18 protein-coding genes, 1 tRNA gene and 3 pseudogenes are annotated in these 22,410 nt (G+C 60.7%); 9 read left to right on the forward strand and 13 right to left on the reverse strand.

What is annotated here, in order from left to right; translation table 11 throughout:
- Nucleotides 1-315: 315 nt before the first annotated feature.
- The 3 genes and pseudogenes from AB4N84_RS19950 to AB4N84_RS19960 all read left to right on the forward strand — a co-directional run bounded on the left by AB4N84_RS19950 (nt 316) and on the right by AB4N84_RS19960 (nt 4,615).
- A pseudogene (locus AB4N84_RS19950) lies at nt 316-1,520 on the forward strand (acetyl-CoA C-acetyltransferase).
- An 80-nt stretch (nt 1,521-1,600) separates the two neighbouring features.
- Entirely contained in the window at nt 1,601-3,742 is a 2,142-nt protein-coding gene (locus AB4N84_RS19955) for a 3-hydroxyacyl-CoA dehydrogenase NAD-binding domain-containing protein (protein WP_460042782.1), read from the forward strand.
- Between the two features lie 150 nt (nt 3,743-3,892).
- Nucleotides 3,893-4,615, forward strand: a complete 723-nt coding sequence (locus tag AB4N84_RS19960; protein WP_074755116.1) for an amidotransferase — start codon at nt 3,893-3,895, stop codon at nt 4,613-4,615.
- 114 nt (nt 4,616-4,729) lie between these two features.
- Here AB4N84_RS19960 and AB4N84_RS19965 read toward each other — a convergent pair whose 3' ends face one another.
- The 10 genes from AB4N84_RS19965 to AB4N84_RS20010 all read right to left on the reverse strand — a co-directional run bounded on the left by AB4N84_RS19965 (nt 4,730) and on the right by AB4N84_RS20010 (nt 12,976).
- Complete coding sequence (locus AB4N84_RS19965) at nt 4,730-5,701, reverse strand: magnesium and cobalt transport protein CorA (RefSeq protein WP_074755114.1); 972 nt, start codon at nt 5,699-5,701, stop codon at nt 4,730-4,732.
- Between the two features lie 72 nt (nt 5,702-5,773).
- A complete protein-coding gene (locus AB4N84_RS19970; protein WP_460042784.1) occupies nt 5,774-6,550 on the reverse strand; it encodes a lysophospholipid acyltransferase family protein in 777 nt (258 codons plus the stop codon).
- A gap of 442 nt (nt 6,551-6,992) precedes the next feature.
- On the reverse strand, nt 6,993-7,682 hold the full coding sequence (locus AB4N84_RS19975) for a crotonase/enoyl-CoA hydratase family protein (RefSeq protein WP_460042785.1): 690 nt from the start codon (nt 7,680-7,682) through the stop codon (nt 6,993-6,995).
- Nucleotides 7,683-7,827: 145 nt separating this feature from the next.
- On the reverse strand, nt 7,828-8,121 hold the full coding sequence (locus AB4N84_RS19980; RefSeq protein ID WP_460042786.1) for a DUF6388 family protein: 294 nt from the start codon (nt 8,119-8,121) through the stop codon (nt 7,828-7,830).
- Between the two features lie 174 nt (nt 8,122-8,295).
- Nucleotides 8,296-9,798, reverse strand: a complete 1,503-nt coding sequence (locus AB4N84_RS19985) for a purine-cytosine permease family protein (protein WP_460042788.1) — start codon at nt 9,796-9,798, stop codon at nt 8,296-8,298.
- A 199-nt stretch (nt 9,799-9,997) separates the two neighbouring features.
- Nucleotides 9,998-10,396, reverse strand: coding sequence for a YybH family protein (locus tag AB4N84_RS19990; protein WP_460042790.1), 399 nt, complete (start codon nt 10,394-10,396; stop codon nt 9,998-10,000).
- Between the two features lie 115 nt (nt 10,397-10,511).
- Nucleotides 10,512-10,943, reverse strand: coding sequence for a DUF4124 domain-containing protein (locus tag AB4N84_RS19995; RefSeq protein ID WP_460042791.1), 432 nt, complete (start codon nt 10,941-10,943; stop codon nt 10,512-10,514).
- Between the two features lie 73 nt (nt 10,944-11,016).
- On the reverse strand, nt 11,017-11,511 hold the full coding sequence (locus AB4N84_RS20000; RefSeq protein ID WP_460042792.1) for a helix-turn-helix domain-containing protein: 495 nt from the start codon (nt 11,509-11,511) through the stop codon (nt 11,017-11,019).
- Between the two features lie 460 nt (nt 11,512-11,971).
- A tRNA-Ser gene (locus AB4N84_RS20005) sits at nt 11,972-12,061 on the reverse strand.
- Between the two features lie 165 nt (nt 12,062-12,226).
- Nucleotides 12,227-12,976 carry a 3-oxoacyl-ACP reductase family protein gene (locus AB4N84_RS20010; protein ID WP_460042793.1) on the reverse strand — a complete coding sequence of 250 codons (750 nt, stop codon included), beginning with the start codon at nt 12,974-12,976 and terminating at the stop codon, nt 12,227-12,229.
- 119 nt (nt 12,977-13,095) lie between these two features.
- Here AB4N84_RS20010 and AB4N84_RS20015 point away from each other — a divergent pair, with 119 nt between their 5' ends.
- Entirely contained in the window at nt 13,096-14,019 is a 924-nt protein-coding gene (locus tag AB4N84_RS20015; RefSeq protein WP_074755096.1) for a LysR family transcriptional regulator, read from the forward strand.
- A gap of 13 nt (nt 14,020-14,032) precedes the next feature.
- On the forward strand, nt 14,033-14,593 hold the full coding sequence (locus AB4N84_RS20020) for a cysteine hydrolase family protein (protein ID WP_074755094.1): 561 nt from the start codon (nt 14,033-14,035) through the stop codon (nt 14,591-14,593).
- A gap of 54 nt (nt 14,594-14,647) precedes the next feature.
- Here the strand turns inward: AB4N84_RS20020 and AB4N84_RS20025 are convergent.
- Both AB4N84_RS20025 and AB4N84_RS20030 read right to left on the reverse strand, forming a co-directional pair.
- Nucleotides 14,648-15,214 (reverse strand): annotated as a pseudogene (locus AB4N84_RS20025) (methyl-accepting chemotaxis protein); the annotation flags it as partial.
- A 339-nt stretch (nt 15,215-15,553) separates the two neighbouring features.
- Nucleotides 15,554-16,585, reverse strand: a pseudogene (locus tag AB4N84_RS20030) (cache domain-containing protein); the annotation flags it as partial.
- 409 nt (nt 16,586-16,994) lie between these two features.
- Here AB4N84_RS20030 and AB4N84_RS20035 point away from each other — a divergent pair.
- From AB4N84_RS20035 to AB4N84_RS20050, 4 genes are read left to right on the forward strand one after another with little or no spacing between them, the layout of a single operon-like run.
- The gene (locus AB4N84_RS20035; RefSeq protein ID WP_074755090.1) at nt 16,995-17,993 is read left to right on the forward strand and encodes an NAD-dependent epimerase/dehydratase family protein; all 999 of its coding nucleotides are present in this window, start codon (nt 16,995-16,997) and stop codon (nt 17,991-17,993) included.
- 33 nt (nt 17,994-18,026) lie between these two features.
- The gene (locus AB4N84_RS20040; RefSeq protein ID WP_460042794.1) at nt 18,027-18,770 is read left to right on the forward strand and encodes a glycosyltransferase family 2 protein; all 744 of its coding nucleotides are present in this window, start codon (nt 18,027-18,029) and stop codon (nt 18,768-18,770) included.
- Between the two features lies 1 nt (nt 18,771).
- Nucleotides 18,772-19,065, forward strand: coding sequence for a lipid-A-disaccharide synthase N-terminal domain-containing protein (locus tag AB4N84_RS20045; protein ID WP_460042795.1), 294 nt, complete (start codon nt 18,772-18,774; stop codon nt 19,063-19,065).
- 4 nt (nt 19,066-19,069) lie between these two features.
- Entirely contained in the window at nt 19,070-20,611 is a 1,542-nt protein-coding gene (locus tag AB4N84_RS20050; RefSeq protein ID WP_460042796.1) for an ArnT family glycosyltransferase, read from the forward strand.
- Nucleotides 20,612-20,826: 215 nt separating this feature from the next.
- Here AB4N84_RS20050 and AB4N84_RS20055 read toward each other — a convergent pair whose 3' ends face one another.
- Nucleotides 20,827-22,269 carry a SulP family inorganic anion transporter gene (locus AB4N84_RS20055; protein WP_460042797.1) on the reverse strand — a complete coding sequence of 481 codons (1,443 nt, stop codon included), beginning with the start codon at nt 22,267-22,269 and terminating at the stop codon, nt 20,827-20,829.
- Nucleotides 22,270-22,410 lie beyond the last annotated feature (141 nt).

A 22,410-nucleotide genomic window follows, 5' to 3' on the forward strand; every position in this document is an offset into this window, starting at 1 on the left:
GCCTCTGCTACAGACTTAACCTTAGAGCCCGCGTGCGGCGCGCTTTAGATCTGTTTGGTATGACCTTATGCATTTTTTAGCTAAAAAGATGATAAGGCCCATGGCTACCACGCAGCTATTCCCTTGCTAGACACGTTGAGCCGAAACGATTCACGTCCGATAGCCAGCTACCGTTCGTCTGAGTCCGAAACTTCCTACAACGGGCTACCCTTCACGGCAGTCAAGCGACCTGAGCAGTTTGATCATTGAAAGCATCTGTGTGACCGTTATGGTGTCACCCGAACAATAATTTCCAGCAGGGCAGCGAGGGGAACGATGACCGAGGCGTTTATTTTTGATGCGTTGCGCACACCGCGAGGCCGAGGCAAACCCGATGGCGCGCTTTATAGCGTCAAACCGGTGAACTTGCTGGCGGGGTTGTTACGTGAGATGCAGTCGCGTCACCGGCTGGACACCCGCCAGGTCGATGACATCGTGTTGGGGTGCGTGACGCCGGTGGGCGATCAGGGCGCAGACATTGCCAAGACCGCCGCGCTGGTCGCTGACTGGGCGGTCAACGTGGCGGGTGTTCAGGTCAATCGCTTTTGTGCGTCGGGCCTTGAGGCCGTGAACCTGGGCGCGATGAAGATACGTTCCGACTTTGAGGATCTGGTGGTGGTCGGCGGCGTCGAATCGATGTCCCGCGTGCCCATGGGCAGCGATGGCGGCGCCTGGGTGCTGGACCCTCAGACCAACCTGCACACGCACTTCACCCCGCAAGGCATCGGCGCCGATCTGATTGCGACGCTGGAAGGTTTCAGTCGTGAAGACGTCGACGGCTTTGCCCTGCAGTCGCAACAGAAGGCGGCGCTCGCCCGACAGAACGGCGCCTTCGACCGCTCGCTGGTCCCCGTAGTGGACCAGAACGGGTTGCTGTTGCTGGACCATGATGAGTTCATCCGTGCCGACACGACGCTCGAAGGTCTGGGCAAGCTCAAGCCCAGCTTCGAAGCCATCGGCCAGATGGGGTATGACGCCACGGCGCTGCGCGTGTACAGCCATGTCGAGCGCATCGAACACGTGCACACGCCGGGCAACAGTTCGGGCATCGTGGACGGCGCCGCCTTGATGCTGTTGGGTTCCGAGAAAAAGGACAAGAACTGGGCCTGCAACCTCGCGCCCGAATCGTGGCGACGGCCGTGACCGGCACCGATCCGACCATCATGCTGACCGGGCCCGCGCCAGCGACCCGAAAAGCCTTGGCGCGGGCAGGGCTCAAGGTCGAAGACATCGATCTGTTCGAAGTCAACGAAGCCTTTGCCTCGGTGGTGCTCAAGTTCATCAAGGACCTGCGCGTCGATCCGCAGAAGGTCAATGTCAATGGCGGTTCCATTGCGTTGGGTCATCCGCTCGGTGCGACAGGCTGCATCATCCTCGGCACGCTGCTGGACGAGCTTGAAGCGCGGCAACTGCGCTATGGCCTGGCGACCCTGTGCGTCGGAGGCGGCATGGGCATTGCGACGATCATCGAGCGGATCTGATTGCTCGGAACCGGCGAGCCCTCGCTGCCGCTGATTCCGGCAGCTCACGACCTAAAAACAGTTTCAGGAAGAACGACCGCATGACTGATGCCATCCAGTACGAAATCGGCCCTGATCAGATCCTCACGCTGACGCTCGACATGCCCGGCCAGCAGGCCAATACCATGAACGCGACGTATCGTCAGGCCATGGACGAGGTGCTTGCTCGCTTGCACGCGGACAAGGACTCCCTGGTCGGGGTGATCGTCCGATCCGCGAAAAAGACGTTTTTTACCGGTGGTGACCTCAACGAACTGATTCAGGTCGACGCCTCACGCGCGGCCTGGTTTTACCAGATGACGATGGACCTGAAGGCGCAACTTCGGGCGTTGGAAACCTTTGGCAAACCGGTCGTCGCTGCTATCAACGGCGCGGCGCTGGGCGGTGGCTGGGAGTTTTGCCTGGCCTGTCACCACCGCGTCGCCCTTGATGGAAAACACGTACGCCTCGGTTTACCGGAGGTCACGCTGGGGTTGCTCCCCGGCGGTGGCGGGACGGTGCGGCTGGTGCGGATGCTGGGTCTGGAAAAAGCGCTGCCGTTGCTGATGGATGGGCGAAACCTGAGCGCGCAGCAGGCGTTCAAGGCCGGGTTGGTCGATCAGCTCGCCAGTGACGTCGATGATTTGCTCACCAAGTCGCGGGAATGGATTCTGGCCAATCCGTCGCCGAGCAAGCCGTGGGACCGGCCGGGCTTCCAGATTCCGGGTGGCACGCCGTCGCACCCCAAGGTCGCGCAGATGCTGGCGATTGCGCCGTCGATACTGCGCAGCAAGACCCACGGGTGTTATCCGGCACCCGAGAAGATCCTCGCCGCCGCCGTGGAAGGCGCACAGGTGGACTTTCACACCGCCGAGAAGATCGAGGCGCGCTATTTCACCGAACTCACCACGGGCCAGATCTCGAAGAACATGATCGGCACCTGGTTTCAACTCAACGAACTCAACGCGGGCCAGTCCAGGCCCAAGGCACCGCCTGTGTATCACATGCGCAGGGTCGGGATTCTGGGGGCGGGGATGATGGGGGGTGGCATTGCCTACGTCACCGCCCTGGCCGGCGTGGACGTGGTGCTCAAGGACATCAATCTGGCCACGGCCCAGAAGGGCAAGGACTACTCGGTGCGACTGCTGGACAAGCAGGTTGCCACGGGCCGCATGAGCGCTGAGCAACGCGATGCGGTGCTGGCGCGCATCAAGACCACGGGCCGCGACAGTGACCTGGAAGGCTGCGACCTGATCATTGAAGCGGTGCTCGAAGACCGTGACCTCAAGGCGCAAGTGACGGCGGCCGCTGAACAGGTGGTTGTGCCCTACGCGGTGATCGCATCCAACACCTCGACCTTGCCCATCACCGGGCTGGCGACCGCGGTCAGCCGGCAGGAACGTTTCATCGGCATGCATTTCTTCAGCCCGGTGGACAAGATGCGGCTGGTGGAAATCATCAAGGGCGCGCGCACCAACGACATGACCCTGGCCCGCGCGTTCGACTTCGTGCAACAGATCAACAAGACCCCGATCGTGGTCAACGATGCTCGTGGGTTCTTTACCTCCAGGGTGTTTGCGACCTTCACCAACGAAGGCATCGCGATGCTGGGGGAGGGGGTTTCGGCGGTCATGATCGAAACCGAAGCACGCAAGGCCGGGATGCCGGTCGGGCCGCTGGCGGTGTCGGACGAGGTGTCGTTGAGCCTGATGAGCCACATCCGCCAGCAAGCGCGCAAGGACCTGGAAGCACAAGGCGAGGCGGTGACGGACCACCCGGCCACTGCGGTGATCGATCTGCTGCTCAATGAGTACAACCGTGCAGGCAAGGCGGCGGGTGGCGGCTTCTACGATTACCCCGACGGCGCGCCTAAACGGTTGTGGCCTGAACTCAAGGTGCGGTTCGAGAACGCCGACGCTCAGATTGCCGGGCAGGAGATTCGTGATCGCCTGCTGTTCATTCAGGCGATAGAAACGGTCCGCTGTGTCGAGGAGGGCGTACTGCGCTCGACCACCGACGCGAACATCGGCTCGATCTTCGGTATCGGCTTTCCGGCCTGGACCGGCGGCGCGTTGCAATTCATCAACCAGTACGGCCTCAAGGATTTCATTGCCCGCGCGCAATACCTGGCCGAGCACTACGGCGAGCGTTTCCAGCCTCCGGCCTTGCTGCTGGAAAAGGCGCTCAAGGGCGAGTTGTACTGACCGTGGCACGGTCGCTGTATCGACTTCAAAACGGTACAGCGGCGGTTCAGCCTTGACTGACGACAGGGCGCACACGGCCCTTGCCTTGCCTGTGGCTTCAAGGCAGGCTTGGGCGTGCGCATTTTCGCCTTTGTCGCTTCAGGGATTTTTATGTCGTTACGCATCTGCATTCTGGAAACCGACGTTCTTCGCCCGGAACTGGTCGATCAATATCAAGGTTATGGGCGGATGTTCGAGTCACTGTTTTCCCGCCAGCCTATCCCCGCTGAATTTGTCGTCTACAACGTGATGCAGGGTGACTATCCCCCTGATGACGAGCGCTTCGACGCTTACCTGATCACGGGCTCCAAGGCTGATTCCTTCGGCACCGACCCGTGGATTCAGACCCTCAAGACCTACCTGCTGGAACGCTACAAACGTGGCGACAAACTGTTGGGTGTGTGCTTCGGCCATCAGTTGCTGGCGTTGCTGCTGGGCGGTAAAACCGAGCGCGCGACTCAGGGCTGGGGCGTGGGCATTCATCACTACGATCTGGCGCCTGCCAAGCCGTGGATGAGCCCGGCGATGGACAAGCTCACGTTGTTGATCAGCCATCAGGATCAAGTGACCGCGTTGCCGGAAGGCGCGACGGTCATTGCCTCCAGCGAGTTCTGCCAGTTCGCGGCGTATCACATCAACGACCAGGTGCTGTGCTTCCAGGGCCACCCGGAGTTCATCCACGATTACTCGCGCACCTTGCTCGACATTCGTCAGGACGCACTGGGCGAGCAGGTCTACAGCAAGGGCATCGCCAGCCTGGAAGAGGATCATCACGGCGCGACGGTGGCCGAGTGGATGATGCGGTTTGTGGCGAACAAGCCGCAGGTCGCCTAACGCATTACCTGTAGGAGCGCGCTTGCCCGCGAAGACGGACGTACGATCGCCAGATCCGTATCGGTTTGACCGCCATTCGCGAGCAAGCTCGCTCCCACAGTAATCGGCTGCGTTTTACAGCCAACCCGAGCGCTTGAAGCTCGCGAACAACACACCGCATCCGCCGACAATCACGCCCAGCACGGCAAAGTAGCCGTAGTGCCAACTCAGCTCGGGCATGTTCTGGAAGTTCATCCCGTAGATCCCGGCAATCGCGGTCGGAAACGCCAGAATCGCGGCCCAGGCGGCAAATTTGCGCTGGGTCAGGCTTTGCCGCGAGGATTCCAGCAGCAGGCCGATTTCAATCGTTTGACTGGCAATGTCCCGCAGATTGGCCAGGTCTTCCATCTGGCGCTTCACATGGATTTCCACGTCGCGGAAATACGGGCGCATGTTCTTGTCGATGAACGGGAAGCTGAGCTTCTGCAACTCCTCGCCAATCTCGACCATGGGCGCCACGTAACGCCTCAGGCGCAGCAAGTCTCGGCGCAGGGCGTGAATACGATGGATATCGGACTCGTTGAGCTCGGTGCTCAGCACGCCGTGCTCGAGTTCTTCGAGTTCGCAATGAATGGCTTCGGTCACCGGCTGGTAGTTCTCGGTCACGAAGTCGAGCAGGGCATACAGCACGAAATCTTCCCCGTGCTCCAACAGCAAGGGCCGCGCCTCGCAGCGTTGACGCACCAGGCCGTAGGACTTCGAGTCCCCGTTGCGCGACGTAATGATGTAGCCCTTGCCGGCGAAGATGTGGGTTTCGATGAAGATCAGCTTGCCGTTCTCTCGGATCGGCGCATAGGTGACGATGAACAGCGCATCGCCGAAGGTCTCCAGCTTGGGGCGGCTGTGAACCTCCAGCGCATCCTCAATGGCGAGCTCGTGCAGGCAGAACTGTTTTTGCAGGGTGGCAAGTTCCTGAGCATTGGGCTGCTCAAGGCCGATCCAGACAAAATGCCCGGGCTTTGCGGCCCAGGCAGCCCCTTCGTCGAGGGTGATGTTGGTGACTTTTTTCCCGGCACTGTAAACGGCGGCAGCGACAACTCGGCCCATGGTGATCTGCTTCTTCTCTTAAAAGGGACTACGCGCAGCTTAGCGCGCTCTCCTCTTCAGAGTCGGCGAGATTCAGCGAGTTCGCGGGTTTTGTGCAAGCTGTTCAGCAACGGTTTGGGCGACGGTGGCAGGGGCGCGAAGCTGCGCGTCCATCTGCTCGATGCAGGTTTGCATCTGGCCGTGGCACCGCTCGATCAATTGCGCAATGTCGTCGCTGGTCATGCCGGTCGTGGCGATGGCCGGGAGGGCGCGAATCATCACGCTGCCGCTGTTCCAGGCGTTCAATTGCATGTCGCGCACGTAGGTGCTGACGCACACCGGAACAATGGGCACGCCCGCGTCGATGGCCATTTGAAAGGCGCCGCGTTTGAACGGCAGCAGCCCTTGGCCTTTATTGCGCGTGCCTTCCGGAAAGACCCAGATCGAGGTGTCCTTGTGCTGCAGGGTTTCGGTGGTCTGGCGGATCGACAGGCGTGCCCGCAGAGGGTTGCCACGATCGATCAGCACATTGCCCGCCAGCCAGAACAACTGACCGAAAAAGGGCACCCACTTCAGGCTTTTTTTCCCGATGCAGACGGTGCGCGGCGGGACGATGTTGCCGAGAATGAACAGGTCGTAGTTGGATTGGTGGTTGCAGACAATCACGCAGGGGCGAGTCTGGTCAAACTGCGCACCCATGTCAGCGTTGAGGCGCAGACGCAGAATCCACATCGCCGGTAACGCATACAGGCGGGCGCACAGACGGCTGTTGTCGGGGTTGAACGGACGGCAAATGCCCAGCAACAAACCCAGTATTCCGGCCACGATGAAGTGCAGCCCCATCAGCAACATACGCAAGACAAACAGCATGCAAACCACTCGAGAAACAAAAGGTGGCGCAGTGTACGGATGTGCACTTAATTCGGCAAATGGCAGACAGACAGATGGTGTTCGACGAATTTAACCGAATGTTTCACAGGGGAAGCGGCAGACCGCTCGATCACGGTCCGCAGCACGCCGGACTCCCACGCCCTCCGGGCAGAAGCACGTGCGCTCCCAAATACCTGATCATTACCTGATCGTTCCCACGCTCCGCGTGGTAATGCAGGGATCGACGCTCTGCGTCGAGCGTCGAGCTACGCCCTTCGGGCAGAAACAGGGATGTTGCTGCCCAGAGCACTGATGACCGACTGAGCACAAAACCCGGGAGTCAGCTTGCTGACGAATCGGTCGGTCAGCCGTGAAGATGTCGACTGACACACCGCAGTGCTCGCGAAGGCGCCGTGCAGCAAGGAGTCTTTAGAACTGATGCTTAGAACTGATGCTGCCGGTCCAGCTCAATCGCCTTGTCCAGCGTTTCGAGGAAGTCCCTGCGCACTTTGAGCTTGGTCTGCTTGTGGGCCTTCATGTTGATTTTCTTCAACTGCAAGGCCACGGTGCGGGCGGCGTCGGTGAGTTCTTCGGGGGCGACAACCTTGTCGAGGAAACCCGCTTGCAGGGCACCTTTGGGGTCGAACATCTCGCCGTTGATCACCGATCGGCCGAATGCACTGGTGTTCAGGCGATTACGGGCCAGTTCGATCCCGGCGTTGTGCATGGTCATGCCGATCTGCACTTCGTTCAGGCCGATGCTGAACGGGCCTTCGACGCCGATGCGGTAATCGGCCGACAGCAACAAGAAGGCGCCTTTCGCCACAGCATGCCCGGTGCACGCCACCACGATAGGGAAGGGGTGTGACAGCATCCGGCGCGCCAGGGTCGAACCAGCGGCCACCAGATCCATTGCCGCTTCGGGGCTGGAGGTCATGATTTTCAGGTCGTAGCCACCGGACAGGATGCCCGGGCCACTGGTGATGATCACGACGGCGCGGTCCTTTTCTGCCTGGTCCAGCGCGGCGTTGAACGCAGCGATCACCTCGTTGCTGATGGCATTGACCTTGCCGTTGCTCAGGGTGAGCGTGGCGACGCCGTCGTCCAGCTGATACGCGACCAAATCACTCATGGGACGAGTCCTTATTGTTTTGAAGTGGCGCAGACGTTACCCACCCGAACGGGCGAGGTAAAGCGTAAAGGGTGACCGATGAGTCAGGAAATCGGGCCGCGTGAAGGGCAGTGAAGGGCGCGGCCCGAAGGAGGGAGGAACGGGGTTATACCTCGACAGCGTTCAGCGCGCAGTACTCTTCCCAATCCATTTCCAGCGTCTTGGCGGCTTCCTGATGGACAGCCAGCCGCAGCGCCTTCACTTCGTCTTCTGATTTGTCGCTGAAGTCCAGAGCCAACTCCCAGGGTTCAATGTTCAAGGCTTCGGCCTCGTCCTCGAAGGCCCATAGAATCTGATCCAGTTGATCTTTCTCGCTAAGGCCTGATATCTCTGCCAGCAGAGCCGGGTTGGTCAAGATGTAATACGGCAGGGCAGCTTCGATCCATTCTTCTTTATTCATGTGAGGTAGATCTCCTGTGGGTCGAGCTGACATTTTCTATTGTCGGGATGTTGACGTGAGGCCCGATTGTGCGGGATGTCCGCAGCGCATGCCAGCCACACGCGGGCCGTTTGTCGGTGCTGCAAATGAAAAGGGCTCACCTGTGGTGAGCCCTTATTAACAGCGCAAGGTGACTCAGCCGATGACCATCGGCTTTTTCACGTTCCGATGGGCATTGTCACCCAGCAGCGGATGCGGCTGGTGGTCGCCGTAGACGCCAACGGGCTCCGGGAACGTGCGCAGCAGCGTGATGTAAAGCAACGCGGCCAGCCCCAGCGTGATCGGCAGGCTGATGTCGATGCCGCCCGCGAGGTTGCCCAACGGGCCCACGAATTGCCCCGGCAGGTTGACGAAGCACAGGCCTACGGCTGCGCTCGGGATCCAGGCGCCCAGAGCGCGCCAGTTCCAGCCATTTTCGTACCAATAGTGACCGCCGCTCTGGCCGCGCGTAAACACCTGCAAATCGGCCGGATGGTAAAAACCGCGACGGATGATCAGGCCCAGCACCATGATCACGATCCAGGGCGAGGTGCAGGTGACGATCAACACGGCGAAGGTCGACACGCTCTGCACCAGGTTGAAGGCGAAACGGCCGACGAAGATGAAGGCGATGGCGGCGATGCCGATCAGAATCGTCGCCTGGGCACGGTTGAGCAGGCGCGGGAACATGCTCGACATATCCAGACCCGTGCCATAGAGCGAGGTGGTGCCGGTGGACATGCCGCCGATGATCGCGATCAGGCACACCGGCAGGAAGAACCAGCTCGGCGACACGGCCAGCAGGCCGCCGACATAGTTGTTGTCAGTGATGTACTGCGGCGCTTGCGTCGCGACAATGGTGGCGGTGCAAAGGCCGAACAGGAACGGGATCAGGGTGCAGATCTGCGCCATGAACACGGAGGCCATGATGCGTTTCTTCGACGTGTTGCGCGGGATGTAGCGCGACCAGTCACCGAGGAACGCGCCGAACGAAACCGGGTTGCTCATCGCCAGCAGGGCCGCGCCGATGAACGCCGCCCAGAAGCCTTCGCTGCCTTGGTTGACCGTGCCTGCAAAGCCTGCGTCGAAGCTGCCGCTGAAGGCGAAGATGCCGAGCAGGAACAACAGGCTGGAGGCGAATACCGCAATCTTGTTGACCCACAACATAAAGCGGAAGCCATAAATGCACACCACCAGTACCAGCACCGCGAACACGCCGTAGGCGACCGCCAGCGTCAGGTCGTTTTCCGGCAGCCCGGCCATGCGCTTGGCACCGCCAATCAACGCATCGCCCGAACTCCAGACGGACAACGAGAAAAACGCCACGGCGGTCAGCAACGACAGGAACGAGCCGACGATCCGGCCATGTACCCCGAAATGCGCGCCCGAAGACACCGCGTTATTGGTGCCGTTGAGTGCGCCGAACAGCCCCATCGGCGCAAGGATGATGGAGCCCAGCACGATGCCCAGAATGATCGACCAGACGCCCGCCTGGAACGACAGACCGAACAGCACCGGAAAACTGCCAAGGACGGCGGTGGCGAACGTGTTGGCACCGCCGAACGTCAGGCGGAACAGGTCGATGGGTGACGCATCGCGTTGATCGTCTGGAATCTGTTCGACACCAAAGGTTTCGATACGGGTAGGGGATTGAGACATGACGTATTCCTGCGCGCTGTCGTGTTGTTATAAGGCTGGCACGAGGGCTGGCCCTTATTGTTGGCCGATGGGTATCCGGCCGTGGCATTGGCAGTGGTCGACAAACCGACCGTAAGTGCGGGTGGAACGTTGTGCTTGTTGTGATTGATTCTTCCAGGCAGCGCGCTCTAACGGCACGCTTACCCGAGCGACGCGTCGATTAATCCGGTTGCGTCGACAAATGCTCGTGACAGGCCAGCCATTGGCTGCCGTCGTGGCGGAAGACTATGGTTTCGCGCTCGTTGAAATGGCGCTCTTCGGTGCCGAACCTCACATGGGTGGTGACGTCATGGAAGAACACCGCCGCGTCGCCCTGCAGGCTGATCGTGACGTTGCTCGACCGGCAGTCGATGACTGCAAATCCGTCGGCTTGCCAGCCATTCCACACTTCTCGGTAAGCGGCGCGGGAGAGCAACGGAGTGGGGAGCGTATAGAACAGGAAGGTGGCGTCTTCGCTGAAGGCGGCGAAGTAGGCTTCGGTGTCATTGCTGGCGAATGCAGCAATCAGCGCATCGGCGGCTTGCTGGACGTATTCTTTGCGGTGCACGGTGGAGGTCATGGCCGTCTCGTTGTTGTGATTCTGGCGATGGGGCATGACTTTAAGCAGCTCTCACATTCGGTCACATCGTTCCCGATAAATATTCAGTTCAGAAAAACCAGAACTAAGGGCCGTCTTATTTGGCGCCGGACTGAAACAGATTGCCCTTTACCGGTTGCCGAATCTTGCCGCCGGAGGGGTCGAAACACGCGCTGTCGTAGTGTGGCGCGACACAGGTCGACGGAACGCCGGGAGGAGGGGGCCGAATGGCCTGCATGTGGTCGGAGATTTCTTTTTCGTTGGTGATGATGATCTTCCTGCGGCGGCTCACTTGCAGGATTTCAGTGGCGTTCTTGTTCACCCGATGCGGAAAGTCAGCCTCCTCCCAGTCACTGGAAAGCCGCGACGGTGCAGGGCGCAACGGTAACGTATCGCCCACATAACTCGGACACGGCGTGGAGGCAAAGCTGACCCTGCCATCGTGGGTCATGCACTTGAACACGTCCGCAGTGGCAACGTCGCACGCGCCCAGCGCGAGCATGGCGAGTGTGCCTGCAAACCGTCTCATCGAAAGAACCCTCCCTGTTATGGCGCAAGGCTACCATTTGCGGGAGGGTGCTGTCAGCGGCGCGCCGTTGGCCTCAATGCGTTTCGTGATTCGCTTTTTGCACCCTGGCCAACGCCAATGCAACGAACATGTCAGCATCGCCCTGCAGAACCCGTAAATGGTCCTCGACATGATCGCCGTTTTTCTGCACCTCTCTGGAATCAACCAGCCGGGTGACTTCGCACAACGCATTGGCGGTGACCCACAGGCTCTGCCGTAGCTGCCCAATGATTTTCACCACGCTCTCGGTGCTGTCTTGTTCGTCGTCGGTGTACCCGTTATGCCCTGCTGGCACGCTGGGCAACAGCGGCACCTCCATTCGATTGTGCGAATCGATACCTGTCACCACGCGGCTTATGTCGACGCCTGCCGCGGCGATACGGAAGAGGTAGTCGGCTCTGGGCAGACGCTGTCCACTTTCGTAATGACCTTGAGCGTTGGCCTCTACGCCCCCGATGGCTCCGAGGGCACTTTGCGTCAGCTTCAAGCGTTTCCTTTCCTGTTTCAGGCGTTTGCCAATACCGTTCATCAACCTACTCCTGCGAGATCCACGCCCTGGTTTTCTTCTAATAGGGCGCGCAATGGGGGCCGGAATACGGGCTGGGTAATCTTTGTAGAACTAGCCTCGTACTAACTGGTTACCTCTAAAGTAGAAAGCAACGGATAGACATTAGCTGGTCAATTGACACTACGACGTTCTTTCCGATGTCCTGCGGCTGAATATCTGTGCGGACGGAGGGATAAGCCCAAAAATACACCGTATCGGATGGGCTGTTCATCCGCACGGATGGGAGAAGCGCGGCAGCGCGCAGAGGGGATTGGGGCAAAACGGCGTTCACGCTGGTGGACGTGACCCTCGTTTGAATTATTGGGCGCGGTGGGCAAGGGCTCGGCTTCGAGTCTTTCTCTGGCGGACACGTAATGGGTCACCAGAAACGAAAAACCCCTGGATTCTCGAGGAATCTCAGGGGTTTCGTTTACATCGAATGTGGCGGTGAAGGAGAGATTCGAACTCTCGATACAGTTTCCTGTATACACACTTTCCAGGCGTGCTCCTTAAGCCACTCGGACACTTCACCGTATCTCTTCAGACGTTCAGTCTGTCGAGGCGCGCTAATGTAGTCGAAAGCTCTCGCGAAGGCAAAACTTTTTTTCAGAATTTTCATGCGGTTAAGCAGTAAAGCATGAAGCCCCGGCTTCTTTATAAAGCGCGGGGCGGGGCGTGGTGGGTCCGGGCGTCTGGATCAGGCGCCGAAGCCGCCGTCGATGGTCAGGCTGGCGCCGGTGACGTAGCCCGCTTCGGGGCCTGCGAGGTAGGCAACCATTGCAGCGATTTCTTCGGCTTTGCCGTAGCGAGGCACGGCCATCAGGCCCATCAGCGATGAGGCGAAGTCACTGTTTGCCGGGTTCATGTCGGTGTCGACCGGGCCGGGTTGTACGTTGTTGACGGTGATGCCGCGTGGGCCGAGGTCCCGTGCCAGGCCTTTGGTCAGGCCGACCAGTGCCGATTTGCTCATGGCATAAACGCCGCCACCGGCGAAGGGCATGCGGTCAGCGTTGGTGCTGCCGATGTTGATGATGCGACCGCCGTCACCCATGTGGCGGGCCGCTTCCTGGCTGGCGATGAAGACACTGCGCACGTTGATGGCCAGGGTCCGGTCGAAATCTTCCAGCGTGAACTCGTCCAGCGGCGCGACCGCCAGTACGCCTGCGTTGTTGACCAGGATGTCGAGGCCCTGGAAGGCGTCCACGGTTTTGGCGACGGCGCCGCGAATGTCTTGTTCGTTCGCGCTGTCGGCCTTGATCGCCAGGGCTTTGCCGCCAGCGGAGGTGATGTGGTCCTGCAGGGCGCGGGCCTTGTCTTCGGAGCTGACGAAGGTAAAGGCCACGGCGGCGCCTTGTTCGGCCAGGCGTTTGACGATGGCGGCGCCGATACCGCGAGAGCCGCCTTGAACCAGTACGACTTTGCCGGTGAGGTTGGTGGGGTGAGTCATGTCGATCTCCTGTAACCGTTGATCAGTGAGTGGATGGGTTCAGTATCTGTTGCGGATTAGGTTCTCGGTAGCCGGCAATCGCTATAGTCTGTGTAAACCAAAAGTTGTGAATGAGTGCGATGGAAAACTTCACCAGCATTGAATGTTTCGTGCGCAGCGCGGAGGTCGGGAGTTTCGCTGAAGCGGCCCGGCGTCTGAGCCTGACCCCGGCCGCCGTGGGCAAAAGCGTCGCGAAGCTGGAAAGTCGGCTCGGCGTGCGGCTGTTCCAGCGTAGTACGCGTCGACTGACCCTGACGGAAGCCGGACAACGATTTCTGGAAGAGGTCCGCGCGAGCTTCAATACCATCCAGAACGCAGTCGCCAATCTGGCGAGCGCCGAAGGCAGTCCGGCAGGCACGCTGAAGGTCAGCGTGGGCACGATGTTCGGCTGTTTATACGTGGTGCCGTTGCTGGGCGAGTTTCTGCGTCGCTACCCGGCGATCACGCCTGACTGGCATTTCGATAACCGCCAGGTGGACTTGATCGGGCAGGGTTTTGATGCCGCGATTGGCGGCGGTTTCGATCTGCCGCAAGGTGTCGTCGCCCGCAAGCTGACGCCAGCCCATCGTGTGCTGGTGGCGTCTGCACAGTGGCTGTCGGCGCATCCAGGACTCGAACACCCTGACGATTTGAGTGGGTGCGACGGCATCCTGATTCGTTCGCCACAGACGGGCAGAATCCGCGCCTGGCCGCTCACTCACCGCAGCCAGGAGCAAAGCCCGTTGCGCTTGAAGGCGCGCATGACCCTGAGCGATTCGGAAGCGGCGTGCCGGGCGGCGATGCAAGGCTTGGGTGTCGCGCTGGTGAGCATGCCGTTTGCGCTGCCTTATTTACGCAGCGGCGCCTTGCAGCGCGTGTTGCCGGATTGGTATGTCGAGGACGGCGCCATTTCGATTTATTACAGTGAACACAAACTGCTGCCTGGGAAGACGCGGGCGTTTGTCGATTTCATCATTGAGCAGTTTGCCGAACAGCAGTTGGCCAGGCATTTCAGTGCCATTTGAAGAGAGCGAATTCATGAACATCCACCCCAAGGCCGCGCTGGTCATCATCGACATGCAGCAAGGCATCAACCACCCGAAGCTGGGGCGGCGGAACAACCCTGATGCAGAGCGGCAGATGCTGGCGCTGCTGGACGCGTGGCGCCGAACCGACCGGACGGTGATTCACGTCCGGCATTTTTCCCGCGAGCCGGATTCCGTGTTCTGGCCTAAGCAGTCGGGGGTCGAATTCCAGCCTGAATTTCTGCCGTGGGACGGGGAAGGGGAGCTGCACAAACAGGTGCCGGATGCATTTTGTCATTCGGCACTGGAAGGCTGGTTGCGCGCGGACGGCATCAATCAGGTGGTGATCGTCGGTGTCGTAACCCACAACTCGGTGGAGTCTACGGCGCGTAGCGGGGGCAATCTGGGGTTTGAGGTGATCGTGCCCCATGACGCCTGCTACACCTTTGACGGTGCGGATTTCTTTGGTCATCCGCGTACCGCCGAAGAGATCCACGGGATGTCGCTGGCGAACCTGCACGGCGAATACGCGCAGGTGGTGGCGACTGAGACGATTTTGCAGGGCCTAGGCTAGCGCCGCACACGCTCCCACAGGTCAGGCGTTCAGATCACGATGCGCGGTGGTTGCTCACAACCTGAACCGCGCCATCTGCGCCGCCAGATGCTCGGCCTTTTCCGACAAGCGCTGGCAGTCTTCGCGGCAGGCTTTTACATCGCTGGCCGTGGACTGCGCCAGATCGGCGATGCCTTGCACGTTGCGGTTGATCTCTTCGGTCACGGTGCTTTGTTCCTCGGTGGCGGCGGCGACCTGATGGTTGCGGTCGGTCAACTCTTCGACGTGTCCGGCAATCGCATCCAGTGAGTTGCCCGTGCGGCGACTGGCTTCAACGCCGGTGCCTGTCGCCGCTTGCCCGGCGCGCATGGAGGTGACGGCTTGGTCGGCGCCGCTTTTCAATTCCCCCATCATCTGCTGGATTTCCGACGTGGCGCTCTGAGTGCGTCCGGCGAGGGTGCGCACTTCGTCGGCGACCACGGCGAAACCGCGGCCCATCTCGCCCGCGCGCGCGGCTTCAATGGCCGCGTTAAGCGCCAGCAGGTTGGTCTGCTCGGAAATGCTGCGAATCACGCTGAGCACCTGATCGATGGTGGAGATCTGCGTCGCCAGGTTTTCCACGGCACCGGCTGCGGTGCCAACGCCGTCAGACATGCTCTGGATGTGACCGATAGACTCGCCGACCACCTTTTTCGCCGACACCGCTTCCTGATGGGTATTGCGCGATACGTCAGCCGCGGCGCCAGCGTTGCGAGCGATCTCCTGCACGGTCAGGCCCATTTCGTGAACCGCGGTGGCCACCATATCTGTCATCTGTTGTTGCTTGAGCGCGCGGCTTGAGGTGCTGTCGACCACACGCGCCACGTCCACCACGCTGTGGCGCAATTGTTCGCTGGTTTTCAGCACGTCACCGATCAGCAGGCGCAAGCTTTCGATGAAGCGGTTGAAGCCCCGGGCCAGGTCGCCCAACTCGTTCGCACGGCTGTCGTCCAGACGTCGGGTGAGATCGCCCTGGCCGCCACCGATGTCGACCAGCGCATTGGTCACCTGTTGAATGGGCCGCACGATCCCTCGGGCGATCCAGGCAACGAAGCCCAGGAAACACAGCACGACGGCGAGGCTGATCGCCGAAATGGTGGTCAAGGCGTCCTTGGCCGGGCCATAGACTTCCGCCAGCGGGACCTCGCTCACCAGCGTCCAGCCCAGCGAGGCAACGGGCTTGGCGACCGCCACATAGGCCAGACCCTGGCGTTCGAACGCCAGCGCCTGGCCGTCGCCGGTCTGGCTCAACAGCGCCCGCGCGGCGGAATCACCCACCAGTTGCGTCAATGTTTCACGGTCATTGAACTCCGCGTTCGGGTGCACTTTGACCTTGCCGTCCGGGCTGACCAGATACACCTGGCCTTCCTTGCCGAAATGGAAGTCGCGCACCATCTGCGACAGCGCGCTCATGCTGAAGCCCAGGCCCGCCACACCGACCACCGCGCCGTTGTGCTCGATGCGCTGGTTAATGAACAGCGTCGGCACCTTGGTCGTGGCATCGATGTCGATGTCCAGCGAGCGTCGCTTGTTGCTGTCGAGGAATCCGTAGAACCAGCTGTTTTCGGCAGGGCCGCGTTGCAGCGTGCGGTCCGCACCCTTGTTGGTGATGTAGTGACCGCTGTCCTTGGCGACGATAAAGGTGGTCAGCGCGTTGTGCTGGTCCTTGATTTTTGCCAGGTAACGAATGAAAGACGGTTGTTGCGCCGCGTCTTCACCCGAGCTCAGCCAGTCGGAGACCAGCGTGTTATCGGCAATGTCGCTGGCGGCGGTCAGAGGGGCTGCCAGCAGACGTTCAAGGTCGTTACGGATCGCTTCGACACTGGCCGGCATCGCTTGCTGGAGCAAATAACGGTCGGTCAGTTTGTTCAGTGCGAAGGCATAAATCGCAATGACGATCAGGCTGCTGATCACCAGCGCAGCACCCATGCTCAGTGTCAGTTGCCACTGAATACTCTTTCGCCAGACAGGCATAGAAAACTCCGCAAATACAAGCGCACAACCACGATGGAACAGTGCCGGTAGTTCGCCTGGAGCAATAACCGGGCCACGAAACTGATCGAATGGTCAGGTTGTCAGTCGCTGACGCTCTCCAGAGCCTTTGCGTGAAGGGCAGCGACCATTTGGCGGATTGTTTCAAAGGTGCTGCGAGTCAGGTTTGTGTACAAAATATGAGTAGTTTTGTATCGGTTATTCGTGGGGGTGCGCACCCATATGGCAAAAGGCCGGAAACACTGCCCTCGAAGCTGCCATTTGGCTGACGCGGGACCGGACACCCTCGTCGCTCACACAACTGTCAACATCCGCCCATAAAACCTTCACTTGCGGTTGATATAAGCCTCTGCAGCGATAGAAACGCCTTGGCCATCGAGCAGAGCAATTTATGGATGTGAGCGTTCCGGGTAACCGCAAGAAAATCCTCGTCACCGGGGCGGCGGGGTTTATCGGTTTTCATACCGCCCGGCGGCTGTGCAGGGACGGCCACGACGTGGTCGGCATCGATAACCTCAACGGTTACTACAGCGTCGAACTCAAGCAGGCCCGGCTGTCACTGCTCATGGCACTGCCCAACTTCGCGTTCAAGCTGCTCGATCTGGGTGACAAACAGGCAATGCTGACGCTGTTCGCCGAACAGCGCTTCGATCACGTTATTCACCTCGCCGCTCAGGCGGGCGTGCGCTATTCCATCGACAGCCCGGACACCTACGCGCAAAGCAACCTGGTGGGGTTTCTCAATGTGCTGGAAGCCTGCCGGGCCCATGTGCCGACACATTTGATCTATGCCTCAAGCAGCTCGGTGTACGGGTTGAACGATCATCTGCCGTACGCCACGACCGACTCGGTCGAGCGGCCAATGTCGTTCTATGCCGCCACCAAACGCGCCAACGAGCTGATGGCGCATTCGTACGCTCACCTTTATGGCATTCCCACGACCGGCCTGCGGTTCTTTACCGTGTACGGCCCGTGGGGCAGACCCGACATGGCGCTGTTCAAATTCACGGATGCCATCCTCAAAAGACGCACCATCGACCTCTACAACGACGGCGCCATGTCCCGCGACTTCACCTACATCGACGACATCGTCGAGGGCCTCGTGCGCCTGATACCGCTGCCGCCGACGTCCGAAAGCGGGGCGCCGAACAAGGTCTACAACATCGGATTCGGATCCCCCGTGAAGCTGCTGGATTTCGTCGAATGCCTCGAAGACACCCTCGGCATCCGCGCCATCAAGCATTTCATGCCACAGCAGCCAGGCGACGTTCTGAACACCTGGGCCGACACCCGTGAGCTGGAGGCGCGAACGGGTTTCCGGCCTCACGTCACGGTGTCGACCGGTGTGCCGTCGTTTGTCGACTGGTACTGCAGTTACTACCGCGTTTAATCCTTTATTTCCCAGCCTTGTGACAGGAACTTCATGTCCGAAACCCCTTACGTGTCGGTGCTCATTCCGGCAAAAAATGAAGCCGGCAACCTCATTCCGTTGCTGGAAGAAGTCCGCGCCGCGCTGGCCAACGAGGCGTTTGAAGTCATTGTGGTGGACGATGGCAGCACCGACGCCACCGCTGCCGAATTACGCAGCTTGCAGGCCGCTGGATACCCTGAGTTGCGGGTGCTGAGCCATGCCCGCTCCCTGGGCCAGAGCACCTCGATTCATCACGCTGCGCAGGCGGCACGCGGTCACTGGCTGGCGACGCTCGACGGCGATGGTCAGAACGATCCTGCCGATCTGCCGAAGATGCTGGATCTGGTTCGTGGCTCGGAAGGAAAACCCGGAGGCGTGAAGCTGGTGGCGGGCCATCGGGTCAACCGTCAGGACACCGCGAGCAAACGCTGGGCATCGCGATTCGCCAACAGACTGCGCAGCAACCTGCTCAAAGACCAGACGCCCGACACCGGCTGCGGCATCAAGCTGATCGAGCGCGAAGCGTTTCTGCGCTTGCCGTACTTCGATCACATGCACCGCTTCATTCCCGCGCTGATCCGTCGTCACAACGGGCGGATGCTGGTGCAACCGGTCAACCACCGTGAGCGCGGATCAGGGGTGTCGAATTACGGCAACCTGGACCGGGCACTTGTCGGCATCCTCGATCTGTTCGGCGTGTGGTGGCTGATAAGACGCACCCGTCTGGACGTCACCGCACAAGAAACCGAGGTCTGAGATGGGCAGAGAATCGTTGTGGCTGGCCGTCGGTTTCATTGGCCAGCTGGCGTTCACCGGGCGTTTTGTTCTGCAATGGCTGTACAGCGAATACAAGAAACGCAGCATGATCCCGGTCGGGTTCTGGTACCTGAGCATCATTGGCAGCGCGTTGCTGCTGGCGTACGCGATTTACCGCGAAGACCCGGTGTTCATCGTCGGGCAGTCGTTCGGGTTCATCGTCTACCTGCGCAACCTGCAGCTGATTGCCAAACACGGTGAGAAGGCGTCCCCCGAACCGGACAAGGGAAACTGAGGCCGTGCGCATACGATTGGCGTCTTCGCGGCTGGAGTTTTGGGCGAGTGTGGCGTTGGCGGTGGTGTTGCTGGGCGCCGGTCTTGGCTGGCGCCAACCGCTCAATGTCGACGAAGAGCGCTTTCTGGGCGTCGCTCTGGAAATGCTGCAGAACGGCTCCTGGTTCATCCCGCATCGCGCGGGCGAGATTTACGCCGACAAGCCGCCGCTGTTCATGTGGGCGGTAGCGCTGTGCGTGCAGTTGACCCACCTGCCCAAAGTGGCGCTTTACCTGCCGGCGCTGCTGGCGGGGGCGGTGTCCACGGGCTGTCTGTATGACCTGGGGCGGCGGTTGTGGGGGCGGCGTGTCGGGGTGATCTCGGCGTTGCTGTTTCTCACGACCTATCAGACGTACAGCATCTTGCAGACCGGACAGATCGACGGCTTTCTCGCGCTCTGGATGATGCTGGGGATCTACGGCGTGTGCCGGCACTTGCTGCTGGGGCCGGCGTGGGGGTGGTTCTACATCGCCTGTGCCGCCATGGGGCTGGGTGTCATCAGCAAGGGCGTGGGTTTTTTGCCGGCCTTGATGTTGATTCCATACGCCTATGCGGTGCGCAAAGGCTGGCACGGGGTGGTGCCGATGCCGGGCAAGGCCAAAGCCTGGTGGTTGGGGGTGCTGGTGGCGTTGGCGGCAATTGCGATATGGCTGCTGCCGTTGATCGTGATCGTGTCCCAAGGCAGCGCCGACAGCCTGGCGTACGCCCAGGAAATTCTGCTGAAGCAGACGGCAGGCCGTTATGCCAATGCCTGGGACCATCGCGAGCCGTTCTGGTATTTCGTTGTGCAGGTCATCCCCAAGTACTGGCTACCGATCATCTTCATGCTGCCCTGGCTGGTGCCCGCCTGGCGCAAGCAGTTGCTCAAGCACGACGGTCGGGTCCTGGTATTGCTCGGCTGGGTGGTGCTGGTGCTGGTGTTCTTCAGCCTGAGCACGGGCAAGCGCAAGATTTACGTCTTTCCTGCGGTGCCTGCGTTGGTGCTGGCGGTCGCACCGTTGATTCCCTGGATGCTGCGTCGCTGGTTCAGCCGCAGGCCTTGGGGCCGAACGGTGTTCGTGACGCTGACGGCGGTGTGGTTGTGCGCCTGGTTCGTGCGCGGTTTCGTCGAGCCTCGTCAGGAGGGCATCAATCCTCACGAAACCATGATGCGGGACGTGGCGCGGTTGACCGGCAACGCAGAAGTCGTACTGGTCGGCTGGCGAGAAGGGCACTGGTTGTTCGCGCAGCAGCCGGTCGTGCACTTCGGCTTCATGGACAAAAGCCCGCTGGAGCACTCGGTCGTCTGGTTGCGCAGCCATCCACAGGCCTATGCCCTCGTGCCCGCGAACGACATGGCGCGCTGCTACGACCCGGCGAAGGCCCGAAGCGTGGGCGACACCTCACGGGCCGAGTGGTATCTGGTCGGGGCGGATGCAGACAACGGCCGTTGCCAGTCCCCGCCGCCGTCGAAGGTGTATGCGTTTGAGTGGTCGCAGCAGCGGGTGGGTGGCGTCGCCTCGCGTTGACGGGTGAAACACAGAACCTGTGGGAGATTCTAGGGTTCTCAAACCTGTGGTGCCTGTCCGTTTCTTTAGGGTCGCAAAGCCTGACAGTACGCCACATCCCGGATGACGCAGAGCGTCATGGGATGGGTTACCACGCGGAGCGTGGGAACCATCAGAAAGAGGTTGAGCTGACAGCGCTTGCTGTGTGGAGGCACGCCCACGGCAAAACCCGCCTGTCAGTGCTGCACGCCGGCGCGCTTGAGCAGCTTTTTGCAGCGCTCGGACAGGTGCACGACCCGCAGGTGTTTACCGGCTTTCTGATAGCGCTCGCGCAACGTCTTCAGGGCGGCGATGGCCGAGTAGTCGACGAAGCGCAGGTGCCGGCAGTCCAGCGTCACCTGGCCTGGATCGTTGAGGTGATCGAACTGGTCGAGGAACGGAGTGGTCGAGGCGAAGAACAGCGTGCCGTGCAAGTGATACAGCTTGCTGCCGTCGGCTTCGACATGGCTGTCGGCGTACAGCTCGCGGGCTTGTTGCCAGGCGAAGTTGAGGGCTGCGATAAGAATGCCGAACAGCACCGCGGTCGCCAGATCCGTGAGCACGGTGACGATGGTCACGGCGATGATCGCCATCACATCGTTCAACGGCACTTTGCGCAGCACGCGCAGCGACGCCCAGGCGAAGGTCTGTTGAGCGACCACGAACATCACGCCGACCAGCGCGGCCAGTGGAATGCGCTCGATCAGCGGTGACAGAAACAGGACGAACATCAGAATCATCACCCCGGCCACGATGCCTGACAGACGTCCGCGACCGCCCGAGCTGAGGTTTATCACGGTCTGGCCGATCATGGCGCAACCGCCCATGCCGCCACAGAAACCCGACGCCATGTTGGCAACCCCCAAGGCCACGCATTCCCGATCCGGGTAGCCACGGCTTTCAGTGATCTCATCGGTGAGGTTGAGCGTCAGCAGGGTTTCCAGCAGACCGACCAGTGCCATCAACACGGCATAGGGCGCAATGATGTAAAGGGTCTCCAGGTTCCACGGGATATCCGGCATGGCGACGCCGGGCAGGCCGCCCGCGATGTGCGCCATGTCGCCGAGCGTGCGGGTCGGCAGGTTGAACAGGTACACCAGCAGCCCGACGCCCAGAATGGCGACCAATGCAGGCGGGACCGAGCGGGTCAGGCGCGGCAGCAGGTAAACGACAGCCATGGTCAACGCCACCAGACCGAGCATCAGGTACAGCGGCGCGCCGCTGAGCCAGGTGTTGCCGCGCTTGAAGTGTTCGAGCTGGGCCATGGCGATCACGATCGCCAGGCCGTTGACGAAGCCGAGCATCACCGGGTACGGCACCATGCGCACCAGTTTGCCCAGACGCAGCAAGCCGAACGCAATCATCACCAGACCGCCGAGCAACACCGTTGCCAGTAAATACTGCACACCGTGTTGCACCACCAGCGCAACGATCACCACCGCCATCGACCCTGCGGCGCCCGACACCATGCCGGGCCGACCGCCGAACAGCGCCGTCAGCGTGCAAATGATGAACGCGCCATACAGGCCCATCAGCGGGTTGAGGTGGGCGACCAGGGCGAAGGCGATGCACTCCGGCACCAGGGCGAAAGACGTGGTGAGGCCGGCGAGGACATCGGCGCGTAGGCGAGCGGGTTTCATGAAGTACCTGAGTGACGGAGCGGCTCCGGGACGGCCGCGTCGGTGAAAAAAGGGAGAATGTTACGGAATGCTGCGTGCGTAAGCCAGCCGGGGTGCGATCGCCCGGCGTCATGTGTTGACTGCTGCCCCGTGATTGCTGGG

Source organism: Pseudomonas sp. S2_H01 (assembly GCF_054668305.1).